The sequence below is a fragment of the Leeuwenhoekiella palythoae genome, assembly GCF_900130045.1.
GTDB classification, from domain to species: Bacteria; Bacteroidota; Bacteroidia; order Flavobacteriales; family Flavobacteriaceae; genus Leeuwenhoekiella; species Leeuwenhoekiella palythoae.
The window spans coordinates 624,359-639,947 of record NZ_FQXT01000001.1; the positions used below are offsets into that span (position 1 = coordinate 624,359).

At 42.6% G+C, this 15,589-nt stretch carries 14 protein-coding genes; 6 read left to right on the forward strand and 8 right to left on the reverse strand.

All coding sequences use genetic code 11. The features are described 5' to 3' along the window. Positions 1–70 precede the first annotated feature (70 nt). Positions 71–850 (forward strand): 3-keto-disaccharide hydrolase, encoded by a 780-nt coding sequence (locus BUA96_RS02600; protein WP_072980043.1) that lies wholly within the window; start codon positions 71–73, stop codon positions 848–850. Positions 851–1,091: 241 nt separating this feature from the next. On the opposite strand, the gene hxlA is transcribed toward BUA96_RS02600, so the two are convergent. Both hxlA and hxlB read right to left on the reverse strand, forming a co-directional pair. Further along, entirely contained in the window at positions 1,092–1,718 is a 627-nt protein-coding gene (gene hxlA / locus BUA96_RS02605; RefSeq protein WP_072980045.1) for a 3-hexulose-6-phosphate synthase, read from the reverse strand. A gap of 39 nt (positions 1,719–1,757) precedes the next feature. Next, complete coding sequence (gene hxlB / locus BUA96_RS02610) at positions 1,758–2,342, reverse strand: 6-phospho-3-hexuloisomerase (protein WP_072980047.1); 585 nt, start codon at positions 2,340–2,342, stop codon at positions 1,758–1,760. Positions 2,343–2,539: 197 nt separating this feature from the next. On the opposite strand from hxlB, the gene BUA96_RS02615 reads away from it, so the two are divergent. Further along, a complete protein-coding gene (locus BUA96_RS02615; RefSeq protein ID WP_072980463.1) occupies positions 2,540–3,385 on the forward strand; it encodes a helix-turn-helix domain-containing protein in 846 nt (281 codons plus the stop codon). Here BUA96_RS02615 and BUA96_RS02620 read toward each other — a convergent pair. From BUA96_RS02620 to BUA96_RS02635, 4 genes are all read right to left on the reverse strand, one after another. Continuing rightward, a complete protein-coding gene (locus BUA96_RS02620) occupies positions 3,382–4,596 on the reverse strand; it encodes a porin (RefSeq protein WP_072980049.1) in 1,215 nt (404 codons plus the stop codon). The genes BUA96_RS02615 and BUA96_RS02620 overlap by 4 nt on opposite strands. Before the next feature lie 111 nt (positions 4,597–4,707). Beyond that, positions 4,708–5,583 carry a DUF808 domain-containing protein gene (locus BUA96_RS02625; RefSeq protein ID WP_072980051.1) on the reverse strand — a complete coding sequence of 292 codons (876 nt, stop codon included), beginning with the start codon at positions 5,581–5,583 and terminating at the stop codon, positions 4,708–4,710. A gap of 95 nt (positions 5,584–5,678) precedes the next feature. Continuing rightward, positions 5,679–6,134 (reverse strand): hypothetical protein, encoded by a 456-nt coding sequence (locus tag BUA96_RS02630; protein WP_072980053.1) that lies wholly within the window; start codon positions 6,132–6,134, stop codon positions 5,679–5,681. 285 nt (positions 6,135–6,419) lie between these two features. After that, on the reverse strand, positions 6,420–6,869 hold the full coding sequence (locus tag BUA96_RS02635; protein WP_072980055.1) for a PepSY-like domain-containing protein: 450 nt from the start codon (positions 6,867–6,869) through the stop codon (positions 6,420–6,422). Positions 6,870–7,118: 249 nt separating this feature from the next. On the opposite strand from BUA96_RS02635, the gene BUA96_RS02640 reads away from it, so the two are divergent. The 3 genes from BUA96_RS02640 to BUA96_RS02650 all read left to right on the forward strand — a co-directional run bounded on the left by BUA96_RS02640 (position 7,119) and on the right by BUA96_RS02650 (position 10,019). After that, positions 7,119–7,790 (forward strand): response regulator transcription factor, encoded by a 672-nt coding sequence (locus tag BUA96_RS02640; RefSeq protein ID WP_072980057.1) that lies wholly within the window; start codon positions 7,119–7,121, stop codon positions 7,788–7,790. Beyond that, positions 7,791–9,059 carry a sensor histidine kinase gene (locus BUA96_RS02645; protein ID WP_072980059.1) on the forward strand — a complete coding sequence of 423 codons (1,269 nt, stop codon included), beginning with the start codon at positions 7,791–7,793 and terminating at the stop codon, positions 9,057–9,059. 81 nt (positions 9,060–9,140) lie between these two features. After that, complete coding sequence (locus BUA96_RS02650) at positions 9,141–10,019, forward strand: SdiA-regulated domain-containing protein (protein WP_072980061.1); 879 nt, start codon at positions 9,141–9,143, stop codon at positions 10,017–10,019. Positions 10,020–10,333: 314 nt separating this feature from the next. Here the strand turns inward: BUA96_RS02650 and BUA96_RS02655 are convergent, their stop codons facing one another. Continuing rightward, a complete protein-coding gene (locus BUA96_RS02655) occupies positions 10,334–11,122 on the reverse strand; it encodes an SDR family oxidoreductase (protein ID WP_072980063.1) in 789 nt (262 codons plus the stop codon). 200 nt (positions 11,123–11,322) lie between these two features. After that, positions 11,323–11,595 carry a hypothetical protein gene (locus tag BUA96_RS02660; RefSeq protein ID WP_072980065.1) on the reverse strand — a complete coding sequence of 91 codons (273 nt, stop codon included), beginning with the start codon at positions 11,593–11,595 and terminating at the stop codon, positions 11,323–11,325. A 398-nt stretch (positions 11,596–11,993) separates the two neighbouring features. Between BUA96_RS02660 and BUA96_RS02665 the strand changes: the two genes are divergently transcribed. Then, positions 11,994–15,587 (forward strand): ShlB/FhaC/HecB family hemolysin secretion/activation protein, encoded by a 3,594-nt coding sequence (locus tag BUA96_RS02665; RefSeq protein ID WP_072980067.1) that lies wholly within the window; start codon positions 11,994–11,996, stop codon positions 15,585–15,587. Positions 15,588–15,589: the final 2 nt, after the last annotated feature.

Below are 15,589 nucleotides of genomic sequence, written 5' to 3' on the forward strand. Positions count from 1 at the left end.
CCTGTAGGTCTAAATCCTAAGTGTATTCCATAAAAAATCTATACATTTAAAACGAATAGCATTGTTTTATATGAATTTTTTAAAGATTTTGGGGCTGATGCTCCTTTTGGTAAGCACCGCTTGCAACTCTAGAAACACAGCCGAAAACGAATGGATCACCCTTTTTAACGGTACCAACCTCAACGGATGGACGCCTAAGTTTTACCATCACGAGGTAGGTGAAAATTATGCCGATACCTTTCGGGTGCAAGACAGCAGTATTGTGGTTGCCTATGATAACTATGATAGCTTTGATGAGACCTACGGACATTTTTTTTACGACGAAGCCTTTGCCTCGTTTCACTTAAAATTCAAATATAGATTTACTGACGAATGGATGGAAGATGCTCCGAGCTATACCTACCGCAACAGTGGCGTGATGTTCCACTCCCAAGCCCCGGAAACGATCTTAAAGGAACAAGACTGGCCGCTTTCGGTAGAATATCAAATGCTGGCAGAAGCCGAACCCGGAAAATCCAGACCTACCGGCAATATGTGTTCGCCCGGTACCGATGTGTATTATAAAGGTGAAAAATCAAACGATCATTGTATCAATTCGTCTTCCCCCACCTTTCGTTGGGATACTTGGGTAGACGCAGACCTCATCGTGTATCAGGATTCGCTGATCATTCATAAAGTAAACGGCAAAGAAGTGCTTCGGTATACCAATACCCAAATAGGCGGCGATGTAGCCAATGGCTACAATCCCAAACTCAAAGTAGATGGGCAAGCCTTAAAAAGCGGATACATCGGTTTACAGGCCGAAGGTCAAGGCGTGATCTTTAAAGACATTAAGCTTAAAAAATTATAAAGCAATCTTTTCTTGCTAGTTCGTAAGCAATAAAGCCTTGGTCGCTACCGCAAACTTTCCAGAGCAAGCCTGTCTGCCGACAAAGGCAGGCCTCCAAGATATAGCTTGGAAACATATTTTAATTTCGAGGCATCCCGATAGCTTTCGGGACAGAGTATAAAACCCTTTGGCGGAACCAATAAAAAAGCTCCCTACTTGCGCCAGGAGCTTTTCGTTTTTCAACCAACTTACGAACTCTTGATTAGTTGAGTAATGCGCGAAGCGCTTTTGCTGCTTCTGCAGGATCTTCAGCCCCGTAGATCGCTCCACCGGCAACTGCTACTACAGCTCCAGAGTCTTTTACGGCTTTGATGCTGTCAAGGTTTACACCACCTGCGATAGAAACCGGCACTCCGGCACGTGCTGCCTCGTCGATCAATACTTGAATCGAGTAGCCTTCTTCTGCCTGCTCGTCAAGACCTGCATGTAATTCCACAAATGCTACACCCAGTTCCGTTACTTCCTGTGCACGTTTTACACGATCTGCAACACCAATGGTGTCTACCACCACACCTTTACCGTGTGCTTTAGCCGCTTTTACCGCCCCTGCGATCGTGCTGTTTCCGGTAGACCCTAAGATAGTGATGTAATCAGCACCTGCCTTAAAAGCCATATCTGCTTCCAACTCGCCGGCATCAGCGGTTTTAAAATCTGCAAATACCTTTTTGTCAGGAAATGCATTCTTAATTGCTGTAATTGCAGCCAATCCTTCACTTTTAATAAGTGGAGTACCCAACTCAATAATGTCTACATAAGGAGCCACTTTCGTAGCCAATGCAAGGGCATCTTCGGTCTTTAATAAATCAATTGCTACTTGTAACTTAGCCATGATATCTTGTTTTTAGTATATTAAAAATTATTCTTGTTCTTATTCTAAATTTGCGTGTCGCTGCCAAAGTTGGTCGGCAGTCTTTCCGCCTTTATTCCAAAGCAGCTGTATCAGTGCGTCTCCGTAGAGCAATAGCGCTTGCTCAAATAAACTACCGGCATATTGCTGAGAAACCTCAGCTTCTTGTCTGTTTTTTTGTGCCGCCGGAAGCACCACTACTACATCGGCCAGATCTGCTAAAAGCGATTCCATATTGGTGGTAAAGCAGAGTACGGCAGCTCCTTCTCGTTTTGCTGTTTTTGCTGCGTTCACGATACTGGTGGTACTTCCACTTCCCGAACCTGCAAGCAGTACATCGCCTTTGGTAATCGCCGGCGCGGTGGTCTCTCCTACCATATGTACGTCAAAACCTAAATGCATCAAACGCATACCAAGCGCTTGCATCATAAATCCACTGCGACCCATTCCCATCAAAAAAATACGCTGCGCACGTTCTAAAGGAGCGATAAGTACTGCGAGTTGTTCAAAAGCAACACCTTGTCTTAGGTACTCGTGTTCATTATAAATCAGCGCGATTGCATCTGCTAATGCGGCTTCACTGCTTATCGTTTCAAGGGTTTGCATAATTGCGTGTTTGTATTAGAAAACAAAAGTACTGTGAAGCGCGTGGTACTTGTTTCACAATATGATAGATGTGTGGTACAATCTGCACATTACCAAAATATCTTAGGTACGATATGCTACTTTTGTGGTACATTTTAGAAATCAGTAGGTTTTTTCCTTATTACCTAATTGTTAGCAACCCCTATAAAAAGTTATTTATGCTTAGTGATAAAGTACTATACATACGTGATCTAGCCGACTGCCCTCCTTCTTATCTGGACGACCCCGGAAGACGTGAATTTTTTGAGATCGTATGGTTACAGCAAGAAGATGCGCTGCACCCTCCGCAGTATGATTTTCAAACCGTCAATGGTCATTGGATCTACCTGATCCCACCGTATCGTGTACATCAGTTGAACAAAGCCGGAAAACGCGGCGTGCTTATTTCTTTTAAACAAGAATTGCTGGAAGATGATCTAAAGGAATTTTTACTAGATGTGTTCCGAATCTTTAACCTTCAGGGAGAGTTCTCTTGCTTACAAGTGAGTGAGGAACACGCCCAAAGTCTCTCTGCGGTGTATCAATTGATGTATGCCGAATATGATCAAGATGCGGTAAATCTTATTATGCTGAAGGCCTTACTGAAAGTTTTATTGCTGAAGCTTATCGAATTAAAAGAACAGCATTTTACACTTCAAGATCTCAATGAAAAGCGCGTCTATGAATTTATGATGTTACTTGAAAAGAATTATCTTGAGGAACGTACAGCCGCTTTTTACGCCGGAAAGATGGGACTGAGCGCAAAGCGACTCAATCAGATTTTAAAAGAAAAATTAGACAAAACCGTGGTTCAACTACTCCACGACCGCTTGATTCTTGAGGCCAAGCGCCAGATGATACACAGTGAGCATACGATCAAAGAAATTGGCTATAACCTCAAATTTAAAGACCGCTCTTATTTTAGTCGGTTTTTTAAAACCCACACCGGTCAGACGGCACAGGAGTTTCAAAATCAGGCGCGCCGCTATGTGCTTAAACATGATAATACGCTGTATGCCGACTAAAACGAAATATCCCACTGTATTCTAAAGCGCAGCTCGTTTTCAAGTTGGGCATCTTCGGTCTCGTAGTCAAAACTTGATAGCTCGGCGGTGAGCTTGTTGCGGTGTCCTTTAAAAAACCAATTAAACGCCAAGGATTTTTCGTCTAGTGACGTTTCACTATCAATATTCGGATTGAAATTGGCGTAGCGCGCTGCGATCTCCAGTTGCTTAGGCCACCAGCTTATCGCCTGATGTGCAAAATACCCGGCTTGCATATAATACCCGCGCAATTGGGTAGTCGCATCCGCATCGAGTTTATCAATCACCTCTTTATAATGCAACTCCGATTGCCAACTGAATCCACGATAAACAAAAGCGGTCTCAAAGTTCCCCTGATTGATGCGGTACTGCCCGGGTTCTTGGGTTTCAAAACCGGTTAAAAATCCGCCGCCGGAAGAAGAAAATCGAGTAAACGGACTCCGGTTAGTCACCGCAGAAAAAGCGATTTGTGCTTCGGGAGTTTTGTGAATTTGCAAGTCGCTGATACCGCCAAAGCCCAGATCGTCTCCTAATACATTCCATTGCAGGCGACCAAAATACATCAAGTTTTTATCGTCATTTTCGCTATTAGAGCGTCCTGAGCCGGTAAGTACAGCTGCCCAATAGCTGAAATCAGCTGCTCCGCGACCTTCTAACCTTCCGTAGAGTTCAATACCCTGTTGCCGGTCTATGGTAAAACTTCGGTTTAAAATAGAACGGTCCACCAATTGCTGCGCACCACTGCTGATGCGGCGCTCACGTGTGAATTCAACCTTCCACTGGCCAACCTTGATATTGAGCCATTTCCAGCGCTCGATCATAATTCTAAAATCAAGCAGATTCCCGCGCCCTAATTCGTACTCCCAATAATACTTCAACCAGGGTTTATACGCGTGCCCCCCTACTTTGAGACGGGCTCTGTTAATCTTAAAAACCGAATTCTTTTCATCGTTAAAATCATCAAACGTCACCGGATCATTATCTCCCGGGGTCGCAAAGCGAAATTGCAACCGGCTCTGTATATGCAGACTAAAGGCATCGTCAGGTGCCGTAAATAATACGCCTTTGTTACCGTAATCGATATTCCAGCGCGATAGGCTGTCTTGTTGTAGTTCTTGAGCATAGCTAAAACTGTTCAGCAAAAGCAAACAAAAACTAATCGCATAAGTGATGCGGATGGAGCGCGTGCGCATAACAAAAGGGTTAGGCCTGCAAAAGTAAAATTATCTCCTCACTTAACCGCTTAGAAACCTTAAAGAAACCTTTAGGAAACACTCAGAGTTTTCAAGCAGCTACAATTTCGATTAAGCGGATGCCGATGTAAACAGTTTTTTGGCTCCGCCAATAATAAGCAGCACCACAAAACCGATGACCAGTCCTAGTAAAAGATCGGCCAACATACCCGGCCACGTGTGAAAGAGGTCGTGTACCACGTGAAGATTGTGTCTAAAAATTCCTCCGGAAACCAAAAGCAACGCAATGGTCCCGATAACAGATAAAGACTTGATCACTACCGGTAAGGCATTGACTAAAAATTTACCCACTTTATCAGAAAAGCTGTCGTCTTGCTCGTTCAGGTTGATGAGTTTAGCCCCAAATTCGTCCATACGTACGATGAGTGCGACAATCCCATACACCCCAACGGTAGCCACCAAAGCAATGATAGAAACCACAATGATCTGATTTACTAATTCTTCGCCGGTAACCGTACCTAAAGCGATGATGATGATCTCTACGGAAAGGATAAAATCGGTTAAAATAGCCGACTTCACCTTTTCTTTCTCATAAGCTAAAAGTTCTTCTTCGGTGCGATTTTGTAAAGCGGGGCGCTCCTCTTCGTGTGCGTGCGGCACAAAAAACTCATAGATCTTTTCGGCACCTTCATACGCAAGGTAGAGTCCGCCAATGATCAAGATCACCGTTACCGCCACCGGCACAAACGCACTGAGCAAAAAGGCCACCGGTAGAATGATGATCTTATTGAGCAGCGATCCTTTGGTGATCTTCCACAAGACCGGGATCTCACGATTAGACATAAAGCCGGAAGCTTTCTCAGCATTTACAGCGAGGTCATCGCCTAAAATACCTGCGGTTTTCTTTCCGGCGACTTTAGCCATCACCGAAACATCATCCATCAAGGTTGCAATATCATCAAGAAGCGCAAAAAATCCTGAAGCCATAAGTGTATTGGGTTGGTTGTTTGCGGCAAGATAAGTTGCTCTTTCTAAAAAGGCATTAAAAAAATGATAATTTATACGATTGCAGTAGGGTTAAACTAGAACGATTGGCGTGAACTCAAAGCGGTCTCTAGAGGCAATTTCTCTAAAATACGCCCATCGTGACTCACTTGAACTGCCAGTGCCGGAGCTTCGGCGTGCGCAAGTGCCAATTGATAAGTGACATAGCCCTCAGCGACTTGCTGCGTTACCTGTGCGATACGATACGCTTCGTAGGTTGAAGCAATTTTCTGCTGAACGGGTTCCGGCAATACGCTGGCATCTGCACTTTTTTGGGTTTTTAGCAAATAACCGTCTGCAGAGTACCAATGGGTATGTTGCGCCTGATCTTCCACAAAGCTTACTTGATAGGCTTTAGAGGTAACCTCCCACTGTACTTCTTGTGCATCGGGATAGTGCACCTCAAAGTTGGTTTGCACATTTTTAGGAATTTCCTGCGCTTGGCTGCTCAGGCTTAATACTGCGGTCATTAAAATTAAAGCGATAGTTTTCATAAGTTCTATTTTTTAGTTGAGACAAAGTACCCGCACAAATCTGAAATCATTTAGGAGTTTTAGACGCTCAGAATATTAAAATATGTTAAACATACTTTTGACATCAAGCCACTTAGCGCGCTATATCAGTATATGTAAATACTAAAAAAGCGTCGTAACCATCAGCTGCTGCTAAAGGTGTACGACGCTTTGTAAATGAGCGATTCGGTTAAATCAGTGGAAGAAACCAGCTGTTTGCTCGGTATTCAACTCAAAGGTTCATTCGTCAACTGCTTCAGAAACGTTTTAAGGTCTTGATCCCTTTGGCGCGTTTAATAAAGCATTTTGATCATCAAAAAAGAGTTCGTGCTCTTTCCCAAAAGTATTTTCAACTTCAACCATATACCGCGTTTTTCCATCTTTGATATATTTTTTAGCCTCATCAAAGCGGAAACCCGAATACTTCTGTTTCAGTTGATTTTGAATCCCTGCCGGTAGTTCGGTTTCACGAAGCTCTTGTTCGCTCGCCACCACGCTTCCATCAGCAGCATAACACACTTCATAATCTAAGCGGTCGATCTCAAATTCTACCTCATAAGAAAATGCGTGCTGTTCCCACTCAATATCTGTAGCTTTAGGGTATGCCGTAGAGAAGGCTTGGGTCACCGGTGCCGGAACTCCGGAATTTGCTGAAGTTTGTGCTGTGGCCAGACTAACGCTGCCCAACAGAATTGCGGTCATAAATACATTTTTCATCGTGTTTCTTTTTTAAATTTGAAACAAAACACGGGAGCAAAACTGAAAAGATTTAGGATAAGCTCACAACTAGAGTCAAACAAAGCCTGGTTTTTATACTTAAGCTTTACGCCGAAAATACTTAAGCCCTTGATTTTAAAAGCATCTTAACCTTTGCATAGTTCTTAGTAGTTATTAAAAAAAAGGTCATTACCAATTGATTCCAGATTTGCGCTTTAGCCTTGCAGTCTATATTATGAAACCCCTGCTATGAAGATCTTAATTATAGAAGACGAACCCCAAATGCTGGATAATATGCGCCGCACACTGGAGCAGGAACAGTATTTAGTAGAAAGCGCTGCAACCTATACCGAAGCACTAGATAAAATTGGAGCCTATGCCTACGATTGTATTTTGCTAGATGTGATGCTTCCTGACGGAAACGGTCTAAAAATTCTCAAAGAACTTAAAGCCCAGCAAAAAGAGGAAGGTGTTATTATTGTTTCAGCAAATGATTCGTTAGACGATCGTATCGAAGGGCTCAACCTGGGTGCCGATGACTATCTGCCGAAGCCTTTTCATATGGCCGAATTACGGGCTCGGGTACAAGCGGTTTTACGACGCCGTAACTTTGAAGGGAATCGCAATATACAGTTGGGGAACGTGAACATCAATCCTGAAACGCGCCAGGTTTTTATAGCAGAAGAGGACATCAACCTCAACCGGAAAGAATATGATATTCTTACCTATCTGATCGCCAATAAAACCCGACTCGTTACCAAAGCTGCTCTGGCCGAGCACGTGTGGGGAGACCACATTGACCAAGCCGATAGTTTTGATTTTATCTACTCGCAAATAAAAAATCTGCGTAAAAAACTAGAACCGGCAAGCATCAACGTACAGGCGGTTTACGGCGTGGGCTATAAACTTGAAGTCGACTAGATGCGTCTATTAAATTACACCACACAATACTTTGCGCTGCTACTTTTAGGAGTGATCACCATTTGGGCAGTCGCCTTTTATTATGCGATGCTTGATGAGATTTATGACAGTCTTGATGACGGACTGGAGAATCAGAAAATTTTGCTTCTCAAGCGCGCTCAAGAGGATCCTTCGATCTTAGCGCATAATGATTTTGACAAGCACGTGTATAGCTTTACTCCTATTACGGCTCCTAGCTTTGAACAGCAACAAGAGCGCTATCAAGACACCTTGATGTATATGCTGAACGAGGAAGATTATGAACCGGTGCGTATTTACGAAAGCGCCATACAGGCAAACGGCGGCTATTATAAACTGAAGATCATTACCTCGATGGTAGAGGAAGACGACCTGATCGAAGATCTGGTGAGCTACCTCATTGGCTTATACGCCTTTTTGGTCCTTTGTATTTTAATACTGAATAATCTTTTACTGAAGCGCATCTGGAAACCCTTTCACTATCTTATTGATCAATTAAAAGATTTTAAGCTCGACCGAAAGACCAGCTTGACTACAGCACCCACAAAGATCGAAGAATTTACGCTGCTCAATACAACAGTGACTGCGCTGATCGCTTCGGCACAGCGCTCTTATGAAGAGCAGAAACAGTTTATAGAAAACGCTTCTCACGAACTGCAAACGCCTCTGGCTATTGTGATCAATAAACTCGAACTCTTTATAGAACAACAACCGCTTAGCGATGAGCAGCTCGTGCAAATGGCTAGCGTTCTTGATAATCTGGGCAGACTTACGCGGCTCAACAAATCCTTATTGTTGCTTTCTAAAATTGAGAATGAGCAATTTCAGGAGGAAGCTGAAGTAGATTTTAAGCAGTTGCTGCACCAAAGCCTTAGTGACTTTGAAGCTATTGCAGCGCATAAAAATTCAGCCTTAATACTCCTTGAGGAAACTGAAATGTCCTACCGTATGAATCGGGATCTGGCGGTCATTCTGGTTAATAATCTTATTAAAAATGCCCTGGTACACGGCACACCGGGAGCACCTATTCACCTCAGATTAAAACAGCATGCGTTGAGCATCACCAATCAAGGGACACCTACTCCATTGAAGGTGGAAGATATTTTTGCGCGCTTTAAAAAGTCGGGCACCAATGAAAAATCTACCGGATTGGGATTGCCCATTGCGCAGGCTATTGCGGTAAAGTACCAACTTCAGTTAACCTATAGTTATACTGAGGGACACCGGTTTACTTTAACGTTTCCTATTTAAGAAATGATTACGAAGCATTCACAAATCATTACCAATTCTTTTCAGAATTATATTGAATCTTTGCTTTTACAACCTTAACGTATGAAATATTTAGCCCATTACGTCATTTTTGGAGCGCTGGCTTTTAGCGGAGTTCTTTCGTATGCGTTTTATAAAAAATCGATCGCTGAAGAACGTGAAATTCTGGAAAATGCCAGTTACAATCTGGTGAACACTTGGGAATTTCCTGAGCTGCTCTATGAGGTAAGCGGTATCGCTTGGGTTAATGACTCTACCCTTGCCTGCATTCAGGATGAGGAAGGTGTGATCTACAATTTTAATCTGAATACCAGCGAGATCACCAAGGATACCCGGTTTGCTAAAGACGATGATTATGAAGCTATCGCGCTCAACGGTACGATGGCGTTCGTGATGCGCAGCGACGGACACATTTTTGAGATCGCTGATATTATGGCCGATACGCTTGTGGTTTCAGATTTTAAGACGCGTTTTGATTCTAAAAATAATATGGAATCGCTCGCCTATCAACCGGAACACGACAGACTGATCACCATTGCCAAAGATGAGGGTCTTGACGAGGACCGTTATAAAGGAGTTTATGCAATTCCGTTGGAGACCCACGAGCAGGATGAGCAACCGCTTTTTGCGATCGATCTAAAGTGGGATGCATTTAAAGCCTTGGAAAAAAAGAAAATAGAAAACACGTTTAAACCTTCAGATATTGCCATACATCCTAAAACCGGGGATTTTTACATCGTAGATGGAACGAGTCCGCACCTGTTGATCGTTTCGGCTTCCGGTAGTTTTAAAGCCTTGCACGAATTGAATAAATTTCATTTTGCACAACCCGAAAGTCTTACGTTCAGTCCGGAAGGCACTTTATACATCGCGAACGAGGCAGCTAACGGAGTGGCCACGATGTTTGAAGTCACCTTGAAAGATAAAGAAGGCGTTGAGTAAATTAGTTCAAGGCAAGCTCAAGGGTGTTGCATCCTTTGGCTTTGCCAATATATTTTAATGTTTAGCAGCACGGCGGTGTGAGGCCCGCTTTGCGCGTCAAATAGTAAACTACCTCAGGACAAGCCTTGAGGCGTTGATTAAAAAGAATGTTTCACTTCGAGGCATCCCGATAATCATCGAGACGGTGTATTAAACCTCTTGGCGGTGCCTATAAACTGAAGCTTTACTGCTTTTGAATTTTACATTAAAATTAAATGGAGAAGCCGCATCTATTGCTAGATGCGGCTTCAATATATAGAGAAAGCACGAGGCTTTTAGTTTTCGGCGTTGCCGTACATATTAGATTCTCCCCCATCGATCGCAATGGTTTGACCACTTACATACCCGTTAGCTTTACTTAATAAAAATGCAACTACACTGGCCACATCTTTAGGATCACCTAAGGCACGAGTGGGATTTCGTTTTGCATATTCAGCTTCGGCAGCTTTAGGATCATCAGGGTTGACTTGCTTAAATGCTTCGGCAACCATAGGCGTTAAAATTGCGCCCGGAGCGATCGCATTGGTCAAAATTCCGTCTTTACCATATTCTAAAGCAGCGTTTTTAGTCATTCCGCTTACAGCATGTTTACTCGCTACGTACGGCATCTGATTGAGCACCCCGCGAATACCTCCCACGGAGGCCACATTTACGATACGGCCAAAATTTTGCTTTTGCATCACCGGGATTACATAACGAAGGCCGTAGTAAACTCCCATTAAATTGATGTCGATCACTTTTTTAAACACATCAAGATCGTAATCAATAATCGGAGCCTGTTTACCCTCAATTCCTGCGTTGTTGTACAGACCGTCAATTCGACCAAATTGCTTTACTGCTTGATCCACATAGTTTTTTACTTGTTCCTCGCTCGAGACATCTGCTTTTACCGATAGTAAAGCAACTTCAGGATTGATCTCTTTAAGTTTTTTCTCAGCATCTTTTAATGCGTCGTCATTATAGTCAACCAGAACCAGTTTTGCACCTTCTTTGGCAAGCAGTTCTGCAGTTGCTAGTCCCAGTCCCATCGCAGCACCGGTAATGATAATCACTTGATCTTTCATAGTATTTGAATTTTATGGGCGTAGTTAGTGGAAAATTAATCCCAAATTGCGCCTCAAATTAAAAATTGATTTTCAGTCAAGGCCTCGTAAATTGGAGCCGAGACTCAATACTGTTGTATGTACAACAAAATTAAGTTGCACTGAAAAATCAAGACGTTAAAAGCATTATAAGGTTTAAGTGACTATAAGTAAACGAATCGTTAAGACATGGTTACCGGAAGCATTATTAAGGTTTCAACTCCGCCGACTTCGTCTTTAAGATAATCTACTTTCAACTTGTAATTGATATCGCGCTCTTCTGCGTAATAATTGCCGGTCTTCTCATCAAAACCGCCATAATCAGTATACGCGAGACTTACGATCTTATTCTCATCCATCGCATTAAGTGTTTGTAAATCTTGCTCGCTTAACGTATAACGTTTGAGTAACTGATTGAGGCTGTGGGAAAAATGTCCTTTTGGTTGCGTTTTCATAGTGTTTGTTTTTTCCAAAATTATTATGGGTAATAGGATTAAAATGTTAGTAAAATCTTATTTCACAGAAAATTAAGAGCACAAGAACTGCGCGAATAAACCTCAAAATACACCTAAGACTAAGGATGCAGCGTCACGGCTTGCTTACCGGTTTCAAACAACCAGAACACATCTTCTAAAAATTTAAGATGGAGTAGTATTGCTTTTAACAATATAGATTAGGGAAATGAAATTTGTTGAAACTCGAGAAACAGTATTGGCCGGACATCTTCAATTTGTTTAGATACCAATCCCTTAAAATCTCTTAACACTTATTTAAAACCATGTTATAGAGGGTTAAAAAAGATTTCGCATTAACATATTTAGCATAATTTGATCCCTTAAACTTAATAGCCTCTATGAATCACCAATACGCGTTTATTAGATCAATTTTTCAAGTTCGCTTTTCTTTACTAATGGTTTTAGTACTTCCTGCGCTACAAACATTTGCTCAGGATAAAGAAGTAGAACAAACTTTTTATTTCACCGGAAACACCGGATACGCTCCTAATGCCACTACAACTTCGGTTTTAGAAGCCATTACTACGATGTCTCAAAAGGATGCGAAAGCCACTTTTGTAGCTATCGGAAATATCACCCAACAAGGTTATCCGCCAAAAAAGAAAGACCGTAAGGAGGTAGAAACGTTTTTGCAGCAAGAACTGATGGAACCGCTGGAAGCTTTTAACGGAAACGTGATCCTAATGCCGGGAAAAAACGAATGGAATAAAAACGGTCACGAAAATCTGGACGATCTTGAATCTTTTATTCAAGACAACAGCGAGATCGAATTCTGGCCCAATGATGGTTGTCCGCGCGAGATCGAAAATCTTGATATGGATAATGTAGAGTTATTGATGATCGATTCGCAATGGTTTCTTGAAGACTGGGACGATCATTTGTATCTAAACAATAAATGTGACATCAAGACGCGGGACGACTTTTTTGCAAAGTTTAAGGACGACCTTAAAGACGAGCAAAACAAAACCGTGATTGTTGCTGTACATCATTCCATATTGACCTTGTCACAGCAGAATTTTATAGAGAACATAGGCGGTTTGACCGTTGAAGATTATTACAGCACGCTCAGACAAAAATACGCAGGCACGCTGGAAACACTGGCGAGTCAATTTCCTGATGTGATCTTCGTTTCGGCGAGTGATCGCAACTTACAGTATGTATTTGATGATGGAATTCCGCAGATCATCAGTGGGGCAGCTTCAGAAAAACTTGATGGTGTGCGCAAAGCGAAAGACGGTCAGTTTGCGTCTAAAGCGCACGGTTTTGCCCGACTTACCGTTTATAAAGACCGAAGCTCGGTAGTCGAGTTTTATGAAACAGACAACGGTACTCCTAAAAAGCTTTTTGAGAAAGAAATTCGTCGCCAGCAACCCAAACCTCAAGACATTAATAGTCCGGACATCAGCGGTATGGGTAGTACAAAGAAGGCTTCGATCTATACTAAAGAAGAAACAGATAAAAGCGGGATGTACCGGTTTTTATGGGGCGACCACTACAGAGATGTTTATAGTAAAGAAATTGAAGCACCTGTACTTGATCTTTCAAAACTTCCGGGTAACGTTCACGCGATCTCTGAAGGCGGAGGAAATCAGTCGCGCTCGCTACGTCTGATTGACGATGAAGAACACGAGTACACGGCACGCGAACTGCGTAAAAGTGCTGTGCGCTTTATTCAGTCTAAAATCACAGATCACTACGTACGTGATTTTATGGAAAACACTATTGCCGAAGACATCGTACAAGATTTTTATACCACCGCGCAACCTTATGCGCCGTTTGCTTTGAACCCTATTTTTGACAGTCTTGATATTTACAACGCGCAACCTAAAATCTATTACCTACCGAAGCAAAAACAGTTGGGCATATATAATGAAGACTACGGCGACAAACTCTATATGTATGAGGCGCACGCGGGCGATGAAAACAAATCTTTTGAACGCTTTGGCGACGCAGATGACATCATAAGCACCAAAGATCTTTTGGCAGAAATACAAGATTCGAAAAAACATCAGGTGGATGAAGCTAATTTTCTTAAAGTGCGCTTAATGGATTTTGCTGTGGGGGATTATGACCGGCATTATGATCAGTGGCGTTGGTCTGCTTTTGAGCAGGAAGACGGTACCACGTTATACAAAACCATTCGCCGGGATCGTGATCAGGCGTTTCCTAAGTATGACGGACTCGTTTTAGGTTTGCTAAAAGTGGCGTTGATTGATTTTCGTTCTATGGAAAAGTATGACGAAGACGTAAACAGCGTAAAATGGTTGAGTAGGTATGCATATCCGCTGGATCAGGCCTTCTTAAAAAGCCTCACTTGGGAAGATTGGGAACAACAAGTTCAGTTTATTCAAGAGCGACTTACTAACGAAACCATCGCTACTGCTTTTGCTAGCCTGCCCGAAGCAGCACAGGACCAAAGTACAGCAGCGATACAAAAGAATCTAAAAGCGCGTCGCGATAATTTAATGGATATTGCCCGCCGCTATTACGAGTATTTGATGCGTCATCAGATTCTGTTAGGAACCGGCGATAAAGATGAGTTTGTGATTACGCGTCAAGCTGATGGTAAAACCAGCATTAGCCTGACTACCGAAGATGATCGCAGTTTTGAACGTACATATGATAAAGCGCTTACCAAAGAGATCTGGATTTACGGGCTGGATGATGACGATACTTTTAAAGTGACCGGTGATGGCAATCAGTACATCCCCATCAAGATTTTAGGAGGAGAAAACAACGACGTTTATGATTTTGAAAACACCCGCGCGGTAAAAGCTTACGATTATAAAAGCAAGAACAATACGTTTGTAAATTCGGGTACGCGAAAATGGTTGGTTGACAGTTATGACATCAACACTTATAATGATGCCTCTCGTAAACTGGATGCCTTCTCTACCCTACCCGCGATCAATTACGACCAGGATACCGGTTTTTCTGCAGGTTTAAGTGGAACCTACACCACCTACGGCCTGGCAAATAATCCGTTTTCAACACAACAAACCTTGACCGCAAAATATTTTGCAGCCACACACGGTATTGAGTTGAAGTATTCAGGGGAATTCGCGCACGCTTTTTACAAATGGAATTTTGGCCTTGACGCACGCTACACTACGCCTAACTATGCGATCAACTTCTTTGGAACCGGAAACGAGACCACCTATGATCGTGACGCAGTAGATCGAGATTTTAACCGGGTACGCATCAGTCAGTGGAGTGTAAACCCCTCATTGATCTATCGCGAAGATCGCGTGCAATTGCGCTTTGGACCTACCGTCGAATCTTTAAATACTTCCTATTCAGGAAGCGGTGTAACCGGCGATACTAATGTTTTTGCAGCAGGTGATAATGTCTTCAATACACAGTATTATGCAGGAGCAGAAGCAGCATTTCAATACAAAAATAAAAGCGGTGCTATTGCCTTCATCAGAAGGGGATTTCAGTTTGACTTGGTGACCGGATACAAAACCAATATTGACGAATACGATAACGAATTTGCTTATGTAAACCCGACCCTTTCGGTGGACTATCCTCTGCACCCTAGCGGAATGGCCGTTCTTGCTACTAAGATTGGTGCTGAGATGAATATTGGCGACACCTATGAATTCTATCACGCAGCTACTTTAGGTGGAAACAACAGCTTACGTGGTTTTAGAAATGAGCGCTTTAACGGTAAAACGGCTTTTTATCAAAGTACCGATCTACGTGTAGGTATTGCTGAATTAACCACAAGTTTTATCCCGCTGCGATTAGGCGTTTCTGCCGGGTTTGATTATGGTCGTGTTTGGGTACCTAATGAAGATTCTGAACAATGGCATAACAGTTATGGTGGGTCTGTATTTTTAAACGGGTTTAAAGCCCTTACTGCCAATTTAGGCTATTACCGAAGCACCGAAAGCGATCGTGTGTTATTCACACTCGGATGGAAATTCTAAAA

Bases quoted from the DNA above. Each gene is read 5' to 3' on its own strand.
- BUA96_RS02655 (WP_072980063.1), bottom strand. From the start codon at position 11,122: ATGAAAGATCAAGTGATTATCATTACCGGTGCTGCGATGGGACTGGGA.
- BUA96_RS02640 (WP_072980057.1), top strand. From the start codon at position 7,119: ATGAAGATCTTAATTATAGAAGACGAACCCCAAATGCTGGATAATATG.
- BUA96_RS02600 (WP_072980043.1), top strand. From the start codon at position 71: ATGAATTTTTTAAAGATTTTGGGGCTGATGCTCCTTTTGGTAAGCACC.
- BUA96_RS02645 (WP_072980059.1), top strand. From the start codon at position 7,791: ATGCGTCTATTAAATTACACCACACAATACTTTGCGCTGCTACTTTTA.
- hxlB (WP_072980047.1), bottom strand. From the start codon at position 2,342: ATGCAAACCCTTGAAACGATAAGCAGTGAAGCCGCATTAGCAGATGCA.
- BUA96_RS02635 (WP_072980055.1), bottom strand. From the start codon at position 6,869: ATGAAAAATGTATTTATGACCGCAATTCTGTTGGGCAGCGTTAGTCTG.
- BUA96_RS02630 (WP_072980053.1), bottom strand. From the start codon at position 6,134: ATGAAAACTATCGCTTTAATTTTAATGACCGCAGTATTAAGCCTGAGC.
- BUA96_RS02665 (WP_072980067.1), top strand. From the start codon at position 11,994: ATGAATCACCAATACGCGTTTATTAGATCAATTTTTCAAGTTCGCTTT.
- BUA96_RS02650 (WP_072980061.1), top strand. From the start codon at position 9,141: ATGAAATATTTAGCCCATTACGTCATTTTTGGAGCGCTGGCTTTTAGC.
- BUA96_RS02615 (WP_072980463.1), top strand. From the start codon at position 2,540: ATGCTTAGTGATAAAGTACTATACATACGTGATCTAGCCGACTGCCCT.
- BUA96_RS02620 (WP_072980049.1), bottom strand. From the start codon at position 4,596: ATGCGCACGCGCTCCATCCGCATCACTTATGCGATTAGTTTTTGTTTG.
- BUA96_RS02660 (WP_072980065.1), bottom strand. From the start codon at position 11,595: ATGAAAACGCAACCAAAAGGACATTTTTCCCACAGCCTCAATCAGTTA.
- hxlA (WP_072980045.1), bottom strand. From the start codon at position 1,718: ATGGCTAAGTTACAAGTAGCAATTGATTTATTAAAGACCGAAGATGCC.
- BUA96_RS02625 (WP_072980051.1), bottom strand. From the start codon at position 5,583: ATGGCTTCAGGATTTTTTGCGCTTCTTGATGATATTGCAACCTTGATG.